This window comes from Treponema sp. R8-4-B8, from assembly GCF_054786175.1.
The window spans coordinates 13,491-29,951 of record NZ_BDHE01000014.1 but is presented as its reverse complement, the minus strand read 5'-3'; the positions used below and the strand labels follow the sequence as shown (position 1 = coordinate 29,951).

The 16,461-nt window shown below is 42.6% G+C and carries 15 protein-coding genes and 1 tRNA gene; 4 read left to right on the top strand and 12 right to left on the bottom strand.

The window, feature by feature from the left end:
* Nucleotides 1–21: 21 nt before the first annotated feature.
* The 4 genes from ACYVRA_RS04235 to ACYVRA_RS04220 form a co-directional block, all read right to left on the bottom strand.
* Entirely contained in the window at nucleotides 22–1,371 is a 1,350-nt protein-coding gene (locus ACYVRA_RS04235; RefSeq protein ID WP_461251503.1) for a restriction endonuclease subunit S, read from the bottom strand.
* Nucleotides 1,372–1,381: 10 nt separating this feature from the next.
* The gene (locus ACYVRA_RS04230) at nucleotides 1,382–3,202 is read right to left on the bottom strand and encodes a type I restriction-modification system subunit M (protein WP_461251502.1); all 1,821 of its coding nucleotides are present in this window, start codon (nucleotides 3,200–3,202) and stop codon (nucleotides 1,382–1,384) included.
* Between the two features lie 43 nt (nucleotides 3,203–3,245).
* Nucleotides 3,246–3,545: a DUF167 domain-containing protein gene (locus ACYVRA_RS04225; RefSeq protein WP_461251501.1), complete on the bottom strand. Its 300-nt coding sequence runs from the start codon at nucleotides 3,543–3,545 to the stop codon at nucleotides 3,246–3,248.
* Nucleotides 3,546–3,617: 72 nt separating this feature from the next.
* On the bottom strand, nucleotides 3,618–4,502 hold the full coding sequence (locus ACYVRA_RS04220) for an MBL fold metallo-hydrolase (protein WP_461251500.1): 885 nt from the start codon (nucleotides 4,500–4,502) through the stop codon (nucleotides 3,618–3,620).
* Between the two features lie 155 nt (nucleotides 4,503–4,657).
* Here ACYVRA_RS04220 and ACYVRA_RS04215 point away from each other — a divergent pair, with 155 nt between their 5' ends.
* The gene (locus tag ACYVRA_RS04215) at nucleotides 4,658–5,167 is read left to right on the top strand and encodes an LPD3 domain-containing protein (protein WP_461251499.1); all 510 of its coding nucleotides are present in this window, start codon (nucleotides 4,658–4,660) and stop codon (nucleotides 5,165–5,167) included.
* A 139-nt stretch (nucleotides 5,168–5,306) separates the two neighbouring features.
* On the opposite strand, the gene ACYVRA_RS04210 is transcribed toward ACYVRA_RS04215, so the two are convergent.
* Nucleotides 5,307–5,389 (bottom strand) — tRNA-Leu (locus ACYVRA_RS04210).
* A 142-nt stretch (nucleotides 5,390–5,531) separates the two neighbouring features.
* Nucleotides 5,532–5,948, bottom strand: a complete 417-nt coding sequence (locus tag ACYVRA_RS04205; RefSeq protein WP_461251498.1) for a secondary thiamine-phosphate synthase enzyme YjbQ — start codon at nucleotides 5,946–5,948, stop codon at nucleotides 5,532–5,534.
* Between the two features lie 83 nt (nucleotides 5,949–6,031).
* Between ACYVRA_RS04205 and fusA the strand changes: the two genes are divergently transcribed.
* The gene (fusA, locus tag ACYVRA_RS04200) at nucleotides 6,032–8,110 is read left to right on the top strand and encodes an elongation factor G (RefSeq protein WP_461251497.1); all 2,079 of its coding nucleotides are present in this window, start codon (nucleotides 6,032–6,034) and stop codon (nucleotides 8,108–8,110) included.
* 420 nt (nucleotides 8,111–8,530) lie between these two features.
* Here fusA and ACYVRA_RS04195 read toward each other — a convergent pair whose 3' ends face one another.
* Nucleotides 8,531–10,138 (bottom strand): leucine-rich repeat protein, encoded by a 1,608-nt coding sequence (locus tag ACYVRA_RS04195; RefSeq protein WP_461251496.1) that lies wholly within the window; start codon nucleotides 10,136–10,138, stop codon nucleotides 8,531–8,533.
* A gap of 706 nt (nucleotides 10,139–10,844) precedes the next feature.
* On the opposite strand from ACYVRA_RS04195, the gene ACYVRA_RS04190 reads away from it, so the two are divergent.
* Both ACYVRA_RS04190 and ACYVRA_RS04185 read left to right on the top strand, forming a co-directional pair.
* Nucleotides 10,845–11,081: a DUF433 domain-containing protein gene (locus ACYVRA_RS04190; protein ID WP_461251495.1), complete on the top strand. Its 237-nt coding sequence runs from the start codon at nucleotides 10,845–10,847 to the stop codon at nucleotides 11,079–11,081.
* Nucleotides 11,078–11,440 (top strand): DUF5615 family PIN-like protein, encoded by a 363-nt coding sequence (locus ACYVRA_RS04185; RefSeq protein ID WP_461251494.1) that lies wholly within the window; start codon nucleotides 11,078–11,080, stop codon nucleotides 11,438–11,440. The genes ACYVRA_RS04190 and ACYVRA_RS04185 overlap by 4 nt, the downstream gene beginning before the upstream one ends.
* A gap of 43 nt (nucleotides 11,441–11,483) precedes the next feature.
* On the opposite strand, the gene ACYVRA_RS04180 is transcribed toward ACYVRA_RS04185, so the two are convergent.
* The 5 genes from ACYVRA_RS04180 to ACYVRA_RS04160 are packed head-to-tail and all read right to left on the bottom strand — an operon-like array spanning nucleotide 11,484 to nucleotide 16,401.
* On the bottom strand, nucleotides 11,484–12,821 hold the full coding sequence (locus tag ACYVRA_RS04180) for a citrate/2-methylcitrate synthase (protein WP_461251493.1): 1,338 nt from the start codon (nucleotides 12,819–12,821) through the stop codon (nucleotides 11,484–11,486).
* A gap of 60 nt (nucleotides 12,822–12,881) precedes the next feature.
* Nucleotides 12,882–13,595 carry a ribose-5-phosphate isomerase RpiA gene (gene rpiA / locus ACYVRA_RS04175; RefSeq protein ID WP_461251492.1) on the bottom strand — a complete coding sequence of 238 codons (714 nt, stop codon included), beginning with the start codon at nucleotides 13,593–13,595 and terminating at the stop codon, nucleotides 12,882–12,884.
* Nucleotides 13,571–15,112 carry a type I 3-dehydroquinate dehydratase gene (locus ACYVRA_RS04170; RefSeq protein WP_461251491.1) on the bottom strand — a complete coding sequence of 514 codons (1,542 nt, stop codon included), beginning with the start codon at nucleotides 15,110–15,112 and terminating at the stop codon, nucleotides 13,571–13,573. Before ACYVRA_RS04170 ends, rpiA begins: the two co-directional genes overlap by 25 nt.
* 9 nt (nucleotides 15,113–15,121) lie before the next feature.
* Nucleotides 15,122–15,577: a hypothetical protein gene (locus ACYVRA_RS04165; RefSeq protein ID WP_461251490.1), complete on the bottom strand. Its 456-nt coding sequence runs from the start codon at nucleotides 15,575–15,577 to the stop codon at nucleotides 15,122–15,124.
* A 44-nt stretch (nucleotides 15,578–15,621) separates the two neighbouring features.
* Nucleotides 15,622–16,401 carry a hypothetical protein gene (locus tag ACYVRA_RS04160; RefSeq protein WP_461251489.1) on the bottom strand — a complete coding sequence of 260 codons (780 nt, stop codon included), beginning with the start codon at nucleotides 16,399–16,401 and terminating at the stop codon, nucleotides 15,622–15,624.
* Nucleotides 16,402–16,461: the final 60 nt, after the last annotated feature.

Here is a 16,461-nt window from a genome sequence, read left to right as displayed (position 1 = left end):
ACTCCTTATAAAATAATAATATTAATTGTCATCTATAACACCTTCTTCTGTTTCCTTTTCATTGTCAGATAATTCTTCATTTTCAATTTCATTTTCAATTTCCGGCACTTTAACATTTTGAACATTTACCTTCCCTGTAACAACATCGGAAATAATACGAGTACGGTATTCTTGTAAAAGATCAATTTGTCCATTGTTTTCGTCAATATATTTATTAATCATAGAAATCTTTTTTTCTAGATAATTTACAATTTGATCTTGTTCAGAACGAGGTGGAATAAACAAGCGTAAAGATTTAAAATCTTCATAGTGCATATCCCATTGTCCAACACGAATGCCATATGATACTTGATTATAGAAAGTTTTAAATATTGGAGAACGAAGTAAGAATTGCAAAAAAGTTAAATTATCCTCTGTAAATAAATCACACACTATATAAGCAGGACTAACTATCCCTTCATAATCAGAAATACCAAGTGATCCTTGCCACATTTTCATTTTATTTAACACAAGATTTCCTTTTTTTACATATTTATAATTAGTTAAATCTTCACTTTCAACATTGCGATTATCATCTCTGGAATCTTTTTTAATAACGCCATATTCTCGATATACAGATAATAATTCTAAATCTTTTCTGTTACCACGCCTTTTATTTGATAATTTTGCGATTGAACGAATAGGTTTTTCTTCCCAATGTGACGGTATTTTCCTCAACCATTCAATACCGCTATCTTTCATTGGGACATTCATGTCTAAACCTTTTGTAACAGCCTGATTGATTATAGCTTGTTTGCGTTCCTTCAAAAGTTCAATCTGTTTTTTCTTTGCGTTGATATACTTGTTAATCATTGAAACTTTCCAGTCAAGATAGTGGACTATTTGGTCTTGTTCAGGGCGAGGTGGAATAGGTAACACGATAGATTTCATTTCACTAAATCGTGTTGTCCATAAATCAGCGACAATACCTCTTCCGTTTCTATAATACTCTTCAATCCAATAATAACTTCTTAATAAATAATGATAATATTTACCGCTCCCTTCTCTGGGGGTTAAGACAATGTTAATTAACGAAACAGAACCATCAAGAGAAGATAAACCACTTGATCCCTTCCTGTCTGAACGACTATTTATCACATAATCACCGTATTTAACTAATTTACGATTATCACTGTCATTTGATTTTGCTACTGTACTTAATTGAGGCACTACTCCCATTTTACCGACAGTCAAAGGTGCATATTTCTTGTCAGAAACTTTTACTTTACGTTCTTCAAATAACTCGCCTATTTTTACAGATACCCATTTTTTTGGAATTGAATGAAGCCAAGGCAAGTTTATCTCTTTATATTCCCCATACCCTTCCAACATACATCTTTCCTCAATCCTCAATAATTTTTTCCAACAGCCCCTTTGTCTCCGTTTCGAGGGCTTTGATGTCAGCGGTAATTTCTTCAAGAGACCGCAGTTCTATAGGCTTGTAGAAATATTTGGTAAAACTGATCTCATAGCCTATTTTGGTCTGTTTCTGGTCAATCCACGCATCTTTCGTATAAGGTTTTACCTCTTTCTCAAAAAATGCTTCAATGCCGCCTTCGTAGGTAAAAGGTATCTGTTCGGTGTCGGTCAATTCGGAATCGGCTTGAGGCTGCCCTTTTTTGTCTTTCAGGATTTTTCCTTTTTTATCATACATGGGTTGGCAGACAGTTATTTTCCAATAGGCGAATTCATTTAGGTTGAATATGCGGCTGTATTCGTTTTCCTCAAATTCTAGATACAAGTCGAGTATCTTTTTTCTGTCGTTACTCGAAAATTCACAATTCTTATCGCCCAAGTTTTTTCGAAGCGGCGTTTTAATGGAAGTAGCGTCTATTAATTGTATTTTTCCCATGCGTTTCTTTTCTTTTTTGTTGGAAAGAACCCATATAAAAGTGGCAATACCTGTATTATAAAACATTTTTTCCGGCAGGGCGATAATGGTTTCTACAAGGTCTTTTTCTATCATATAACGTCGGGCGTTACTTTCACCCTGTCCCGCATCTCCGGTAAAAAGAGAAGAACCATTGTGGACTTCGGCAATGCGGCTGCCTGTGGGGGTATCCTTTTTCATTTTAGAAACATTGTTTAATAAAAATAGGAGTTGACCGTCGGAAGAACGGGGTATCATGTTGAATTCCCCGTCCCCTTGATATGGGATAATAAAGCGGCTGTCCATGATGCCTTTTTTACCGCCCATTTTGTCCGCTTCCACTTTCCATGATTTTCCATAAGGCGGATTGGAAAGCATAAAGTCGAATTCACGGGCGGAATTGTTATCGTTGGATAAAGTGGAGCCAAAAGAAATATTGTCCGCTTGCGCTCCGTCTCCTTTTAACAACAGGTCGGCTTTGGCTATGGCGTAAGTTTCACCTTGTACTTCCTGACCGTAAAGATGAATGGAAACTTTCTTTTTCTTTTTTACCGCCAGTTCCACAAGTCGCTTTTCTGCGACCGTCAGCATACCGCCGGAACCGCAGGCTCCGTCATAGCAGGAATAGGTGCTGTCAAGAATTTTACCGGCTATTGGAGTAAAGACAAGGTCTGCCATAAGTTCGACGACATCACGGGGTGTAAAGTGTTCTCCGGCTTCCTCATTGTTTTCTTCGTTGAACATTCGAATTAGTTCTTCAAAAATCGTTCCCATTGAATGGTTGTCAAGACCGGGCAGAACTTCCTTTCCTTTTTCATCAAGAACAGGTTTAGGGCTTAGATTTATTTTTGGGGAAACAAATTTTTCTACTACCGCACCAAGTATATCGGCTTCCAACATAGTAGGGATTTCATCACGAAATTTGAATTTTAGAAGTATTTCCTTAACATTTGGAGAAAAGCCTTCGAGATATTCGTTAAAATCGGCTTTGAGTTTAGCCTTGCTTGAACGGGCGGTAAGATCGCGGAGGTTAAAAGGGGAAGAATTACAGAAAGCCTGACCTGCCGCAGAGCAAAGACCGGAAGTTTGATTGGAGATTTTACTCTTGTCAAGTTTCTTTTTCATTTCAAGAACTTTTTCTTTGGTAGGCTCAAGCACGGCGTCAAGGCGGCGGATTACCGTCATGGGAAGTATGACATTGCGATACTTTCCCCGTACATACACATCACGGAGGCAATCATCGGCTATTCCCCAGATGAAATTGACAATTTGGTTGTGAATCACAGTGTTCATTAAGTAGATAATATCATAGATTGGGTTGGGAAACTATATCTATTTACCTCCCCTCTCCCCCCACAACCCCCTCCACCCTCGCCAAGCACTCAGCCGAAACCTCCACCACCTTCACCCGCGATTTCTCCCCGCTAACAATCCGCAAATCCCTCTTAGGGCAATCAATCATCTTTGACAAAAAATTCAGCAGCTCTGTGTTAGCCTTCCCGTCTTCCGCCGCAGCGGCAAGCCGTATCCGCAGCCGTCCGTCTTTAACGCCCGCCAATTCAGTTTTTGAAGCGCCGGGTACTGCTTTTATTTCTAATCGAATCTTATCGCCATCTATGCGAAAACAATTATTCATATTTATGTTACTCTGTTTTTTTGCAAATTACTCTTATATTGCAAATCACTCTTATATTACAAATCAGTTTCATTATGGTGTAACGCTGCTGCCGTTAGGTGCAAATTCACGCAGAGTACAGGCGATTGTGGCGCGGGCGTTTGCAGTAAAGGCGTCCAGCGGTTGGTAGCCTAAAAGAGTTTCAGTTCCGTATTTTTTATAGAACATATCGAACATAGCTTCTTGATCAAGTTTTTTTTCATTAAGACTCAAAATAAAATCGCGGCAGGTAACGACGGCTTCCAACGCTCTGTCAAAAAAACCGTTTGCGTCTTTTTCGGCGGCAATTCCGTAGTGCGGCAGGGATAAAAACTTATAAGGCATTTTTCTGCATTTTTCTATCGAACTGACCGTATCATTAAAACTTGTCAGATATGGGGGATATATGGAATTGTCGGGTAACAGAACTCCAGTTGTTTCGCTTACGAGCAATATTTCAAGTTCAGGAATAAAAAAACTTAGCGCGTCCCTTGTATGCCCGGGCGTTTCAAGCGTTTTGACTGAAACTCCGCCAAGCGGAATAATATCACCTTCTTTAACAATAACGTCAGCGTGAAAAGCGTCGTCGCTGTATGTGTCAATTTTTACATTATAATCATTGGCCGCCACGATTGAAAGTTCGCGGATAACTCTGCGCGGAGTGTCTTTTAAAAGGACAGCCGCCCCTGTCTGCGAGGTAACAAGACGCAATAGCGGCCATTCTTTTCTGAAAAAGGGCGTCGCGCCGATATGATCATAATGGGTATGCGTAATAAAGAGATAGTCCAACGGCCTGCCTTTCAGGGCGTTCTTAACATTTTGTATTGTAGCGTCCGCGCAAAAAGCCATACCGCAATCAAACATTGCGGTATAATTTTCCCCGATAAGAAGATTGCCCTCGCTTGTCCTGTGCGCGATGCAGTTGATATAGTTTTCCATAAATCTAATAATACATGGATTAGGCGAGAATGACTATACTGTAGTAGGGAAACTGTGAAAAAATAATATTAAAATATGCCCCTAATATATTTACTATTCACTTGTTAAGTTATTGAATTTGGTTTACAATAACAGACAAGGAGTATCAGGGCAAAATGGAAACAGAAAAAATTAAAACACTTGAGCCGTGGGATACTGTTCGCAAAAGAGCCAGCGAGTTGCGTCCCGATTACTGGGGAACGCCAGAGGAGGTTACTGATATAGCCGTGCCAATCCGCAAAGCAAAAAATCGTAGGGAAGCAACCGCTATACTAAAAGAGATTGCCGCACATAGCCCATTTACCAGTAAATCGGGGCTTACCGCAAGATTGCAACGGCGATCCGTAGGAAAACTGGTAAGTAGTGTCGCTGTCCATTCTTCATTCGACCCAGAAGCCCATTATCTTGCGGCTGCTAACATAGACAAGTTCTTTTCAAACGCTATTGAACCATGGCTTTTTGAACTAAATCCAAATAAAAATAATGAAGGCTTAAAATCTCGCCGTTATTTATTTGCGCCAATGGAATATAAAAAGCATATTGCTATAATAAAAATTACGGTCAAAGAATATCATACAGAGGAAAACAAGCTGTATTCAATCGAAGCGCTTGATCTATTTCTATAAAAAAAGGACGCTGGTCTGCGACGGCGTGGTGTGTCTTTCGACCCTCTACATCCATCCCGCAAGGCGTCCGTATAATAAATATAACATATTGCCTGATTTTTAACAAGAGTAATATACAGATATTAAGTACTTACACTCATACCGGCGATGAGACTTGAACTCATACATACTCGCGTACGGTAGATTTTGAGTCTACTGCGTCTGCCATTCCGCCACGCCGGCTAATAATTCACTATACCTAAAATCAGGTTTTACGGCAAGGGATTATTCGCAAGAAGAGTTCACACTAAGATCACAAAGAGGGAATAGTGATCTTCTTCGTGATCTTTGTACCTTTGTGATCTTTGTGAGAGTCTTTGGGGAATTATTCTCCTATGATTTTTATCAGTACTCTTTTACGTCTCTGTCCGTCAAACTCTCCATAAAAAATCTGCTCCCAGGGGCCGAAATGTAATTTGCCGCCGGTTACGGCTACTACTGCTTCGCGCCCCATGATTTGGCGCTTCAGGTGGGCGTCGGCGTTTACTTCGCCTGTGTTATGGCGGTAGCCGGAGACAGGCTCGTGGGGGGCAAGTTTTTCGAGCCAAACGTCAAAATCGTGGTGCAGGCCGGACTCGTCGTCATTGATAAAGACGCTGGCGGTGATGTGCATGGCGTTTACTAGGCATAGGCCTTCCTGAATGCCCGATTCTTGCAAAAGCGCTTCAACTTCGCCTGTAATATTGATGAATTCCTTCGGTTTTTTAGTGCAAAACCACAGTTCTTTTGTAACTGATTTCATGCTTTATTATTACCGCTTTATTCTTGACAATCAAGGTTATAACAGGCAATAATAATAAAAATCTATTTCCAAAGGAGCTACCTGTGAGCCATTCAACAGATAAAATCAAAAATATCGCTATTGCCGGTCATGGACAGACCGGAAAAACCACCCTTTTTGAACATTTGCTGTTCGCCGGAGGTGTTATCGCAAAGGCGGAAACGCTGGAATCCGGCAAGACTACCAGCGATTATAGTCCGGAGGAAATCGAAAGAAAAATCTCGATATACGCTGCATTAGGCCATGTCGAGAAGGACGGGACCAAAATCAACTTTTTGGATACTCCCGGTTCGTCCGATTTTACAGGCGCCGTTATTTTAAGTTTCCGAGCGGCAGAGTTTGCGCTGCTGACGGTAGACGGCAAGTCTGGCGTTCAGATCGAGACCGTCAAGCTATGGCGGAATCTTGACGGGAGAGGAAAGCCGAGGGGCGTTTTTGTTACTAAGTTAGACAACGACCAGGCCGATTTTAGCCGGACTTTGGCGGACATTAAAGAAAAATTCAAGGTTGAGCCTGTGGTAATAACCCTGCCAATGGGAAGCGGCGGCGGTTTTAAGGGCGTAGTCGATGTCCTGCACGAAAAAGCGTACATAATGCAGGGCGACGCTTTGGAAAAAGAAGAGGCTGTTCCCGCCGATTTAAAAGACGCTGTTGCCGCGGCGCGCGAAAAATTGATCGAGGCGGCTGCCGAGGGTGATGACAGCTTAATGGAAAAATATATCGAGAACGGTTCTCTTTCTATAGAAGAAATGAAGACGGGTCTTGTTAAAGCGCTTGCGGAAAATAAATATGTTCCCGCCTTTGCCGGCGCTCCGTTAAAAAACTCAGGCATTATCCCGTTAATCGACTTTATCGTAGACGCCGCTCCAAACCCACGCACGGCAAAAGACGCGGTTCTTGACGCGGAAGGCAAAGAAACTCCCGTCTCCATCGATCCTGACAAACCCATGTCGGCGCTTGTTATACGGACAAATTACGATCAGTTCTCCGGCAAACTTTCATGGATAAAAATTATTACCGGAAAACTTTCCGCGGACAGTGAAACGCTCAATGTTTCGGAAAATAAAAAAGAGCGTATCGGCAAACTCTATACTTGTCAGGGCAAGAAACTTGAAGAAGTAAGGGAATTATTCGCTGGCGACATCGGCATTATTACAAAGGCGGCGACTTTAAAAACTAACGATACATTGGCTGCGGCTGACAGTAAAAACTTTGTCCCACTGCGCCTGCCTGAGCCTGTTCATTCTGTCGCCGTAAACGCGATTGCGAAAAAAGACGAAGACAAACTTGGAGAGTTCCTTGTCCGCGCCGCAGAAGAAGACAAAACTTTCCGTTTCCACTACAACGGCGAAACAAAGGAATCCGTTATCTCAGGAATGGGCGAATTGCAGATTAACATTATTCTTGATAAAATTAAAACTAATCAGAAAATCGAAGTTGAAACCCGCGTTCCAAAAATCGCGTATCGTGAAACAATTACAAAGAAATCCGGCGCGGAGTACACTCACAAAAAGCAGACCGGCGGCCACGGCCAATACGGAAAAGTAGTGCTGGAAATCGCTCCTCTAGCTCGCGGCGAAAATTATCAGTTTGTGAACGCTATTTTCGGCGGAGCGATCCCCAAGAACTACATCCCCGGAGTAGAGAAGGGCATTGTTGAGGGAATGGCGCACGGCACTATGGCGAGTTATCCCGTTGTTGACGTGGAAGTAAAACTTACTGACGGCAAGTACCACCCCGTAGACTCCAACGAATTGTCATTTAAACTCGCTGCGCGTAACGCTTTCCGCGAGGCGATGAAGCAAGCGAACCCCACTCTGCTTGAACCAATTATGAATTTGACGGTCTTTATCGAAGAAAAGTATTTAGGCGACGTAATGAGCGACCTCTCAGGAAAACGCGGCAAGATACTTGGGCAGGATTCCGCTGGCGGCATCGCGGAAGTACGCGCCGAAGTCCCTATGGCGGAACTTTTGCGTTACTCGATAGATTTGCGCTCAATTACTTCGGGAACTGGCTCTTTTAACGTGGATTTCAGCCATTATGCGCCGATTTCGGGCAGAATCGCGGATGAAGTTGTAAAAGCGCGTGCTGAATTCAAGATTCAAGAAGCTGACGAATAATTCTAAACTGGGACTGTCTGATAAATTTGAATTTTACCACGAACTAGTACACGATGTATGCCCAAAGAATTTATTTAGTACAGTCGGGCAGGCTGCGCACGCTGTAAAAACTTCGTAAGAGTCCGCCTACGAGCCTTTCGGCGACTAAACAGTGGTGGGTAGAAAGCTTTATCTAGGGTGCGTCGCCGAACTATTATTCTCTGAATTTTCTTTGTTTTATTTCAAAGTCTCTCCGGCGGGGAATTCCCGAAAGATGTTTTTACATCGCACGCAGCCTGCCCGACTGTACTCAAGGAATTTATTTGGCATACATCTTCTAGCGGTAATAAGCAATCAGCAATTAGCAATAGACACTATCGGTACGTATAAATGTCACATAACGGCACTAGAGAAAAGTTGTATTATGTACCACTGCATTACCTATTTTTTTGTCCATGTACGACCGTTTGCCGTCCTTGTATACGTTCCTATTCCTCCTTTAAGGTACTTGTCTCGTATGTCGCCGAGAAGAAAAAACGCATTTTTATTAAAACCACTCGCAGGAATAGTCCCTTGAAATGTTACGCTGGTAAGGCTGGTGCAACCATTAAAAGCGCAATCCTCAATGCTGGTAACTCCGTTTCCTATGGTTACGTTGGTAATCCTCCAGCAAGATTGAAAAGCCCTATCTCCAATGCTAGTAACGTTATTTGATATGGTTATGCTGGTAAGATTGTCGCAATCTTTAAAAGCATTATTCCCAATCACGATCGGAATATTTTGTGTGCTCGACGGAATTTGGACAGCTGTTTCTCTGCCAACATATTTGTTAATAACTATGCTCCTACCCATTTTCGTTACCTGAAAACCTCTTTTAGCGGCATCCTGAACTAATGTTTCAATTTCCGATTCTTTACTTGCTTGTTCAGCTTTGGTTTCTGCCTCTTTCCTTGACTGTTCCGCTTTGGCTTCCGCTTCTTTCCTTGACTGTTCAGTTTTAGTTTCCGCTTCTTTCTTTGCTTGTTCTATTTCAGCTGCCGTGGCAATTTTCCAAATGCGTCCCGACCACATATATGTCCCAGCCTTTTTCCCTTGGCTCTCATAGAAGGCAGCAAAGTTATTAGGAAAAACATTTGCATAATCTTTATTTGCCGTAATTGTGATGTTAGCAATGCTGTGGCAACCACGAAAAGCGGAATCAACAATGCTGGTAACATTGTTGGGTATGGTTACATTGGTAAGTCTGGTGCAATCGGAAAAAGCATTTTCCCCAATGCTAGTAACGCTGTTGGGTATAGTTACGCTGGCAAGGCTGGTGCAATAGGAAAAAGCATTTTCCCCAATGCTAATAACGCCGTTTCCAATGATTACGCTGGTAAGGCTAGTGCAACCCGAAAAAGCGCCATAATGATAATTACCTAGAATTCTGATAACACTATTCGGTATGGTTATGCTGGTAAGGCTTTTACAACCGGAAAAAGCGCCAACCTCAATAACTGTAACTTTGCTAGTTGGTGCGAAGGTTACGTTGGCAAGGCTTTTGCAATCGCTAAAAGTCCATCCCCTAATGTTGGTAACGCTGTTGGGTATGGTTACACTGGCAATGCTGTGGCAACCATTAAAAGCGAAAACACCAATATTGTTAACACCGCTGGGTATGTTTACGCTGGTAAGTTTGTCGCAATATTCAAAAGCATGTTCTCCAATGTAAGTAACGCTGTCCGGTATGTTTACGCTGGTAATATTCATGGGTATAACATCAAAATTGCGATCACCAGCAAAAGCATAATCCCCAATACTAGTAACACCATTGGGTATAATTACACTGGTAATGTTTCTATTATTGTTAAACGCTCTTTCATCAATTTCCGTAACTTTGATGCCTTCGATGGTTGACGGGATAATCACATTTTTTGTTGTGCCGGTATATCCTGTTATGGTAATTGTACCCTTTGAGTTTTGCGTTATTTTAAAATCATCCTCTGTTTGTGCGAATACTGTCGCACACAGTGCAGTACATAGTAATAATGCGATTACTGTTCTTTTCATCTTAAACACTCCTTTTGTGTTTTATATAAATACCTTAAAAGGCTTTTTTAGCTTGATTGCGCCGCGATAAAACGTAGGTATGTAACACTTTTTAAACAAGTTCCTAATTGCCAATAAACTCCCTCATTTTTTTTCTCATCATAACTAATATATCACAATAGTGAGTATTTGTCAAACTCATAGTGAGTAAAATACCACTTTTTGTATAAGTTACAAGTGCAATTCGGCTACGCCGAATTGCTTGGAGTTTTGCCAAAGAGCAAACAAAAGTTTTTATGTTATTTTTTATTTTGGTAAGACTCTATGTTTTTTATGTTGCCCTGTGTTTGGCAAAACTCCAGACTGTGAATTGCTATCACGGCGATATAATTCTTATGAGCGCTAGAAGATGTATGCCCAATAAAATTCTTGAGTACAGTCAGGGCAGGGCTGCGGGTGGCAAAAACGTCTTCTGGAATTCTCCGCCACAGCCAAATAAACGCACGGCGTAGCCGTGTGGATAATTAATGCCGCACGCTGAGAGCACCAAAAAATGCCGCAGTCCCCAATAAAAGCAAGGCCGCCTTTAGGTGGCCGCCAGCGCGAGGCAGGCTCTCCCAGAGTTTTTGCCACCCGCAGCCCTGTCCGCCTGTACTAAATAAATTCCTTGGGCATACATCGTGGTGGGGAACTTGCTTTTTATCTATCTTTGAGTTATGTTTATTTTATGTTCGATGAAGACTTTGACAGAATAACTCAAAACCCTGCCGTTATGGGTGGCAAACCATGTATTCGCGGCATGAGGGTAACTGTCGGCATGATTGTTGGTCAGATTGGCGAGGGGGTTAGCAGCGAGGAGTTACTCACCGATTATCCTTATCTTGAAAAAGAAGACATCATGCAGGCACTTAGGTATGCCGCCGCTATTTCCCAATGGCATGAAGTTGCGCTAGCCGAAGTATGAAAATTCTTGTTGACATGAACCTTTCTCCGCTTTGGGCTGATTTTTTGAATAGAAACGGTATTGAAGCGGTACACTGGTCATCTATCGGCTCTCCGGATGCTTCTGATTCTGAAATTATGACATACGCCAAAACGTATGATTTTTCTGTATTAACTTGTGACCTTGACTTTGGGTATATTCTTGCCGTTACACACGGCAAAAAACCGAGTGTAATTCAAATGAGAACTGGCGCTCTTAGATATGACAGGATCGGCACTGTCGTATTGAACTCTATTAAACTGCTCGCCGCCGATATTGACAAGGGGGCGCTGGTTACGATTGATACGCGTAAGACTCGCGTAACCTTGCTTCCTCTATAACAACCACCCTATCTTCCTTTGTGCTCTTTGTGAGAAATCTTTCCTATCTGCTATTTACATCAGTATACTTCAACCGCGGCTGGACGCACTTGTACGCAGGCCGTATAATTCTGCCACCAGCTATAATTTCTTCCAACCGATGCGCGCACCAGCCGGCTATTCTGCTAATGGCGAAAATCGGAGTGTTTAAGTCCTGAGGAATGTCAAGCATTTTATATACAAAGCCTGAATAAAAATCCACATTACTGCAAATGTCTTTATCTGAGCCTTTAACTTTTTTAAACACTATAGGAGTAAGCTTTTCAATCAGGCAATAAAGATTAAATTCTTTTATCATTCCTTTTTCTTCCGCCAGCGTTCTTGCTTTATCGCGTAACAGGATCGCGCGCGGGTCTGTTATTGTGTAGACGGCGTGTCCCTGACCGTAGATTTTTTTTGTTCTGTCATAGGCCTGTCCTTTAAGAATTTTTTCTAGGTAGGCGGACACTTCTTCCTCGCTTTCCCAATTTTTTACGTTCTTCATGATTTCATCCATCATGCCGATTACTTTTGCGTTTGCCCCGCCGTGTTTATAGCCTTTTAGCGAACCAATACCTGCGGCAATCGCGGAGTAGGTGTCCGTCTCTGAAGACGAAACAACATGCACGGTAAACGTGGAGTTGTTTCCGCCGCCGTGTTCGGCGTGAAGCACAAAGGCAAGGTCCAATAACTGCGCTTCGTATGGGGTGTATTTTTTATCCGGCCTTATAAGCGAAAGAAACGTCTGTGCGCTTGATAATGACGGATCAGAGGGATGAATTATTAAACTTTCGCGGTCAAAATGGTGTTTTTTTGACATATATGAATACGCGGCAATTGCCGGAAAACGCGCGATTAATTCTATGCATTGGCGCAAAACATTTTCTGGAGACTGATTTTCCGGGTCATTGTCATAAGGGTACAGGGCAAGTATAGAAGAAGCCAGCTTGTTCATTATGTCGCGTGATGGGACTTTCATTATTACGTCTTCTACAAAGTTTTTTGGCAATATGCGGGTTTCACCTAACAATTTGTTAAAATTTTCAAGCTGTTTTTGGTTTGGCAGTTTGCCAAAAAGAAGAAGATAAATTGTCTCTTCAAAACAAAAACGGTTCTGCTTTGCCGCTTCGTTGGAAATGTCTTCAATGTCAATTCCCCTGTAGTAGAGTTTGCCGGGAGTGGGGACTTTTTCACCCTCATCTACAATGTAACCGCGCACGTCACCGACTCTTGTAAGCCCGACAAGCACGCCGGTTCCGTCATCGTTTCGCAAACCGCGCTTTACGCTGTATTTTACGAACAACTCAGCGTCAATATAATCGCTGCCGGATATTTCTTTTAAGTGTTCTTTTATATCGATCATAGTTTACTCCTTAAAGACGGGCGTTTCATTAAAGCGCCGTTAGGTGCTTTAAAATATTTATCATCTTCCTCTTATTTCTACTGTTCCGTTTGAACGGGCAATATATACGACAGGCGGCTTTCTGGTGAAAAAACCGTTTTCCACAACGCCCGGAATGTTGTTTAACTCAGTTTCCATTAATGACGGGTCTACCGGAGAATTAAAGCGAATGTCCAAAATCAGGTTTCCGTGTTCTGTGATTACAGGTCCCGCTTTTCGTACCGCTTCCCTAATAATAACATTAGCGCCTAATTTTTCAAGTGCCTTTGCAGCCTGTACTCTCGCATCGGGAACAACTTCTACGGGAACGGGAAAACCGCCCCCTAGGCGCTCCGTCAATTTTGATTCGTCCACGGTAATGGCGTATAACGCCGAAGCATAAGCGGCTATTTTTTCAATTAAATGAGCGCCGCCCCCTCCTTTAATAAGACGGTTTTGCGGGTCTACTTCATCGGCGCCGTCAATTGTTAAATCCAGTCCTGATGAAAGTTCGCGCGAATTTAACGTAAAAAAAGGAATCCTTAATTTTTCACATTCAATTTCCGTTTGGAAACTTGTGGCAAACGCGCAAATGTCCCGTAACGCTCCCTGCGACAAAAGCTCTCCTACTCTGCGAACCGCGTGAATGGCGGTAGAACCTGTTCCAAGCCCAAGCTTCATGCCGCTTTTTACCATTTCGTCTACGGCGGCTTTACCAGCCGCTTCTTTCATCAACCCGACGCTATCCTGTCCCATCCGTTTGCCCCTAATGAATTTATTTGTGATAAATGTGTTTTTGGTATTTCTCTGTCAAAAAAGTTCGCGTATTGCAAACAAGCCTGACGTATTACCATGTCGTAACCGTTGAGCGTTTTGCATCCCGCGGACGCGGCTCTTTTTAAGAAAGAAGTCTGGGCGGGAGTATAAATCAAATCCATTACCGATTCATTTCCTGAAAATTCGTAAAGTTCCAACGGATCTGATTCATCATAACCTTCCATGCCGACGGAGGTGGTTTGGATAATTATGTCATTGTATTTGGACATAAGTTCTATTCCTTGATTATCCAGACCTCCCCAGCGGAAATTATACCGTGACGCGATATTTGCGGCTTTATGAACAGTACGGTTTAAAATAAGGGCTTTGCCGCCCATTTTAAATATTTCCGCGGCTACGGCGCGTGACACGCCTCCTGCGCCTATTATTGTAATTTTTCGCCGTTTTAAATTTTTCCTGCCTAAAAAATTAAGGAGTGACGCCGTAAAACCGGCGTAATCGGTATTATCGCCATACCATACATCCCCTTTGCGGTACATGGTATTGCACGCGCCAATTGATTGTACAATTTCCGATTTTTCATCAATATGCGGAAGAACCGTTTCCTTGTAAGGCACTGTGATAGAAAGCCCCTGTATATTCAGTCCGTCCGCAAGTTCCATAAAATCATTAATATCAGTTACAGGAAATGGGGCATACACGCAGTCGGCGTTTTCAAGATTAAAAATAGTGTTAAAAAACCAGGGGCTTACGCTGGATTTTAACGGGTTGCCTATAACTCCGTATATTTTTGTATCTTTTGTTATTCTTTTAAAATGGTACAACTCGGAAAGCTCGCGGACATCCATCTGCCCTGGAGCGCCGGGGATGACATTTTCAGATAACGCGCTTGAGTAAGCTAAAAACGATCCAAATCTTTCGGCGAGGATTCTTGAATAAATGCCGTAATGCCCCATGCAGATAAGAATTTTATCCTGCTTTATAAATGTACTAGACGCCTTAAAAACATTTAATACGTCATGCGTGGATTTTACCGAAACCGCCACTTTTACTATTTCATCTCCGGCGCGTTTCATTGATTTAATTTTCGCGGGAATATCATCAATAGCTCTTTTTAAATCATGACAGGAACGGATAATTCTTGTTCCGAATGTACGCGCCGCTTCTTCAAGGCTGGGAGCGTTAAAGTCCTCTTCGATGTCAACATAGGCAAAGTTAAGCCTGCTGTCCGCGTTTGCGTAAGCAAGCCCGTTTGCGAGCAGTTTTAATCTTGCGCCTTCGCCGCTTGAAAAATAACCTCCGTCAATATCGCGTCTGACAGTCAGAATAACAGGAACTCCCGCCAGTTCCGGAAAGCGGCGTATGTATAAACGTTCATCGCCATCCAGACAATCAACCCGTAACTCCGCCAAATCGGCATATTTGCGGTATTTGTTCAATAAATCCACATCTTGTTTGATGGTCTTCCCCGTAAGGCATAAGCAGTTTTTCGCCAAAAATTCCCCCTAAAAATCGGGACGGTAAATATAAATCGCCGTAACCAGTCCCGTATTATTAAAATTAACCCTTATCATCAAAGGCCAACTTTTACCGTTTATCGCAAGGAGCGCATGATCCTCCTTGTCTACCGCGTTGCTTCCCAAGGTAAGTAAAACAGCCGCTTTTTTGTCGCCGTTTGAAATACCGTGCGTCGAAGCCAATTTTACCTGCCAAATCCGATCCCTGTAAATATAAAAATCAGCGCCATTATATTGAAAAACAACATCGTCCTGCCAGGGTTCGGCTCCTCTTTCGCAAATAACCGATCTTGGCGGGCCAAACCTATCCAGAAGATCGGCCATCATCATGCCGACAAAGGAAAGCTGTTCGTCAGCGTTAAGACCGGCATAAATAGGTTGGTTTTGCGCAAAAAGCGGAAAAGTAAAAAAAAGTAATAATAGCGAAAATAATACCCGCTTCATAATTTATTTTACAGGAAGACAGGCTTCCTCTACAATAGCGGAAATTAATCCCTCATTTTGGAAAATACCCATGTTTTACCGTTTACCCGTAATATCCCATCCGCGCTAACCCATAAATTTATTCCAGGACGCGCCTGAAAAATGACATCGGCTTTATCCTCAAACAATAATGGTTTTGCAAATGGGGATGTTCCGTACCAAGGACCGGGAGGAACGGGCATATTCATGGGTTCGGTTTTTTCAGGAACAAGACGGCGTTTGTCAAAGTTTCCGCTGACCGTTTTTTCCGCTACTGAGCGCCAATTAATAAGCCAGGGGTCTTCGCGGACTTCAATACTCAATGTTTCATCATGAAAAAGTTCCCTGAATCTTGGCCAGTCAAAGTTTGCGGGCGTTTTTGAAGGTTTTTGCTCATTTGCACAGGCAAGGGCAAGTTCCATGTAAAAAACAACGCCAGGCCCGGCTTCCCAGCTAAGATGTAGGGTGTTTTCTTCGATATTAAAGGGAAATATCGCTCCGGCTGGCATAAAAAGCCCCGGACTCAGGTTATAAACAGGCCAATAAGGCCAGGCAATGACCGGATTTGCCCATGTTACGGGCAGTTCTACCTCTGGATTACCTGTGGATTGGAAATCTGCCGCCTGTTTTTCGCCATTTGGGGCAAACCATTCAAGCCGCCAGCATGGTTTTCCAAGCAGAGAAACCCATGCTGGCGGCAGTTTTGGCAAATTTAAGACATATTTTGAAGGAGACAGGTCCCTGCAGCAGGCAAGCTGGAGAGCCAGCGCGACAACAATTGTCAGTTTAAAATAGAAGTTTTTCATACCTATATATGGCGTGAGCGTGCGTGGCGCTTGACCGAAAAATAAACTTTTTTTAGATAT

Excerpts from the sequence above, each read along its gene's own strand:
- ACYVRA_RS04235 (WP_461251503.1), bottom strand. The coding sequence starts at position 1,371 with ATGTTGGAAGGGTATGGGGAATATAAAGAGATAAACTTGCCTTGGCTT.
- ACYVRA_RS04230 (WP_461251502.1), bottom strand. The coding sequence starts at position 3,202 with ATGAACACTGTGATTCACAACCAAATTGTCAATTTCATCTGGGGAATA.
- ACYVRA_RS04225 (WP_461251501.1), bottom strand. The coding sequence starts at position 3,545 with ATGAATAATTGTTTTCGCATAGATGGCGATAAGATTCGATTAGAAATA.
- ACYVRA_RS04220 (WP_461251500.1), bottom strand. The coding sequence starts at position 4,502 with ATGGAAAACTATATCAACTGCATCGCGCACAGGACAAGCGAGGGCAAT.
- ACYVRA_RS04215 (WP_461251499.1), top strand. The coding sequence starts at position 4,658 with ATGGAAACAGAAAAAATTAAAACACTTGAGCCGTGGGATACTGTTCGC.
- ACYVRA_RS04205 (WP_461251498.1), bottom strand. The coding sequence starts at position 5,948 with ATGAAATCAGTTACAAAAGAACTGTGGTTTTGCACTAAAAAACCGAAG.
- ACYVRA_RS04195 (WP_461251496.1), bottom strand. The coding sequence starts at position 10,138 with ATGAAAAGAACAGTAATCGCATTATTACTATGTACTGCACTGTGTGCG.
- ACYVRA_RS04190 (WP_461251495.1), top strand. The coding sequence starts at position 10,845 with ATGTTCGATGAAGACTTTGACAGAATAACTCAAAACCCTGCCGTTATG.
- ACYVRA_RS04185 (WP_461251494.1), top strand. The coding sequence starts at position 11,078 with ATGAAAATTCTTGTTGACATGAACCTTTCTCCGCTTTGGGCTGATTTT.
- ACYVRA_RS04180 (WP_461251493.1), bottom strand. The coding sequence starts at position 12,821 with ATGATCGATATAAAAGAACACTTAAAAGAAATATCCGGCAGCGATTAT.
- rpiA (WP_461251492.1), bottom strand. The coding sequence starts at position 13,595 with ATGGGACAGGATAGCGTCGGGTTGATGAAAGAAGCGGCTGGTAAAGCC.
- ACYVRA_RS04165 (WP_461251490.1), bottom strand. The coding sequence starts at position 15,577 with ATGAAGCGGGTATTATTTTCGCTATTATTACTTTTTTTTACTTTTCCG.
- ACYVRA_RS04160 (WP_461251489.1), bottom strand. The coding sequence starts at position 16,401 with ATGAAAAACTTCTATTTTAAACTGACAATTGTTGTCGCGCTGGCTCTC.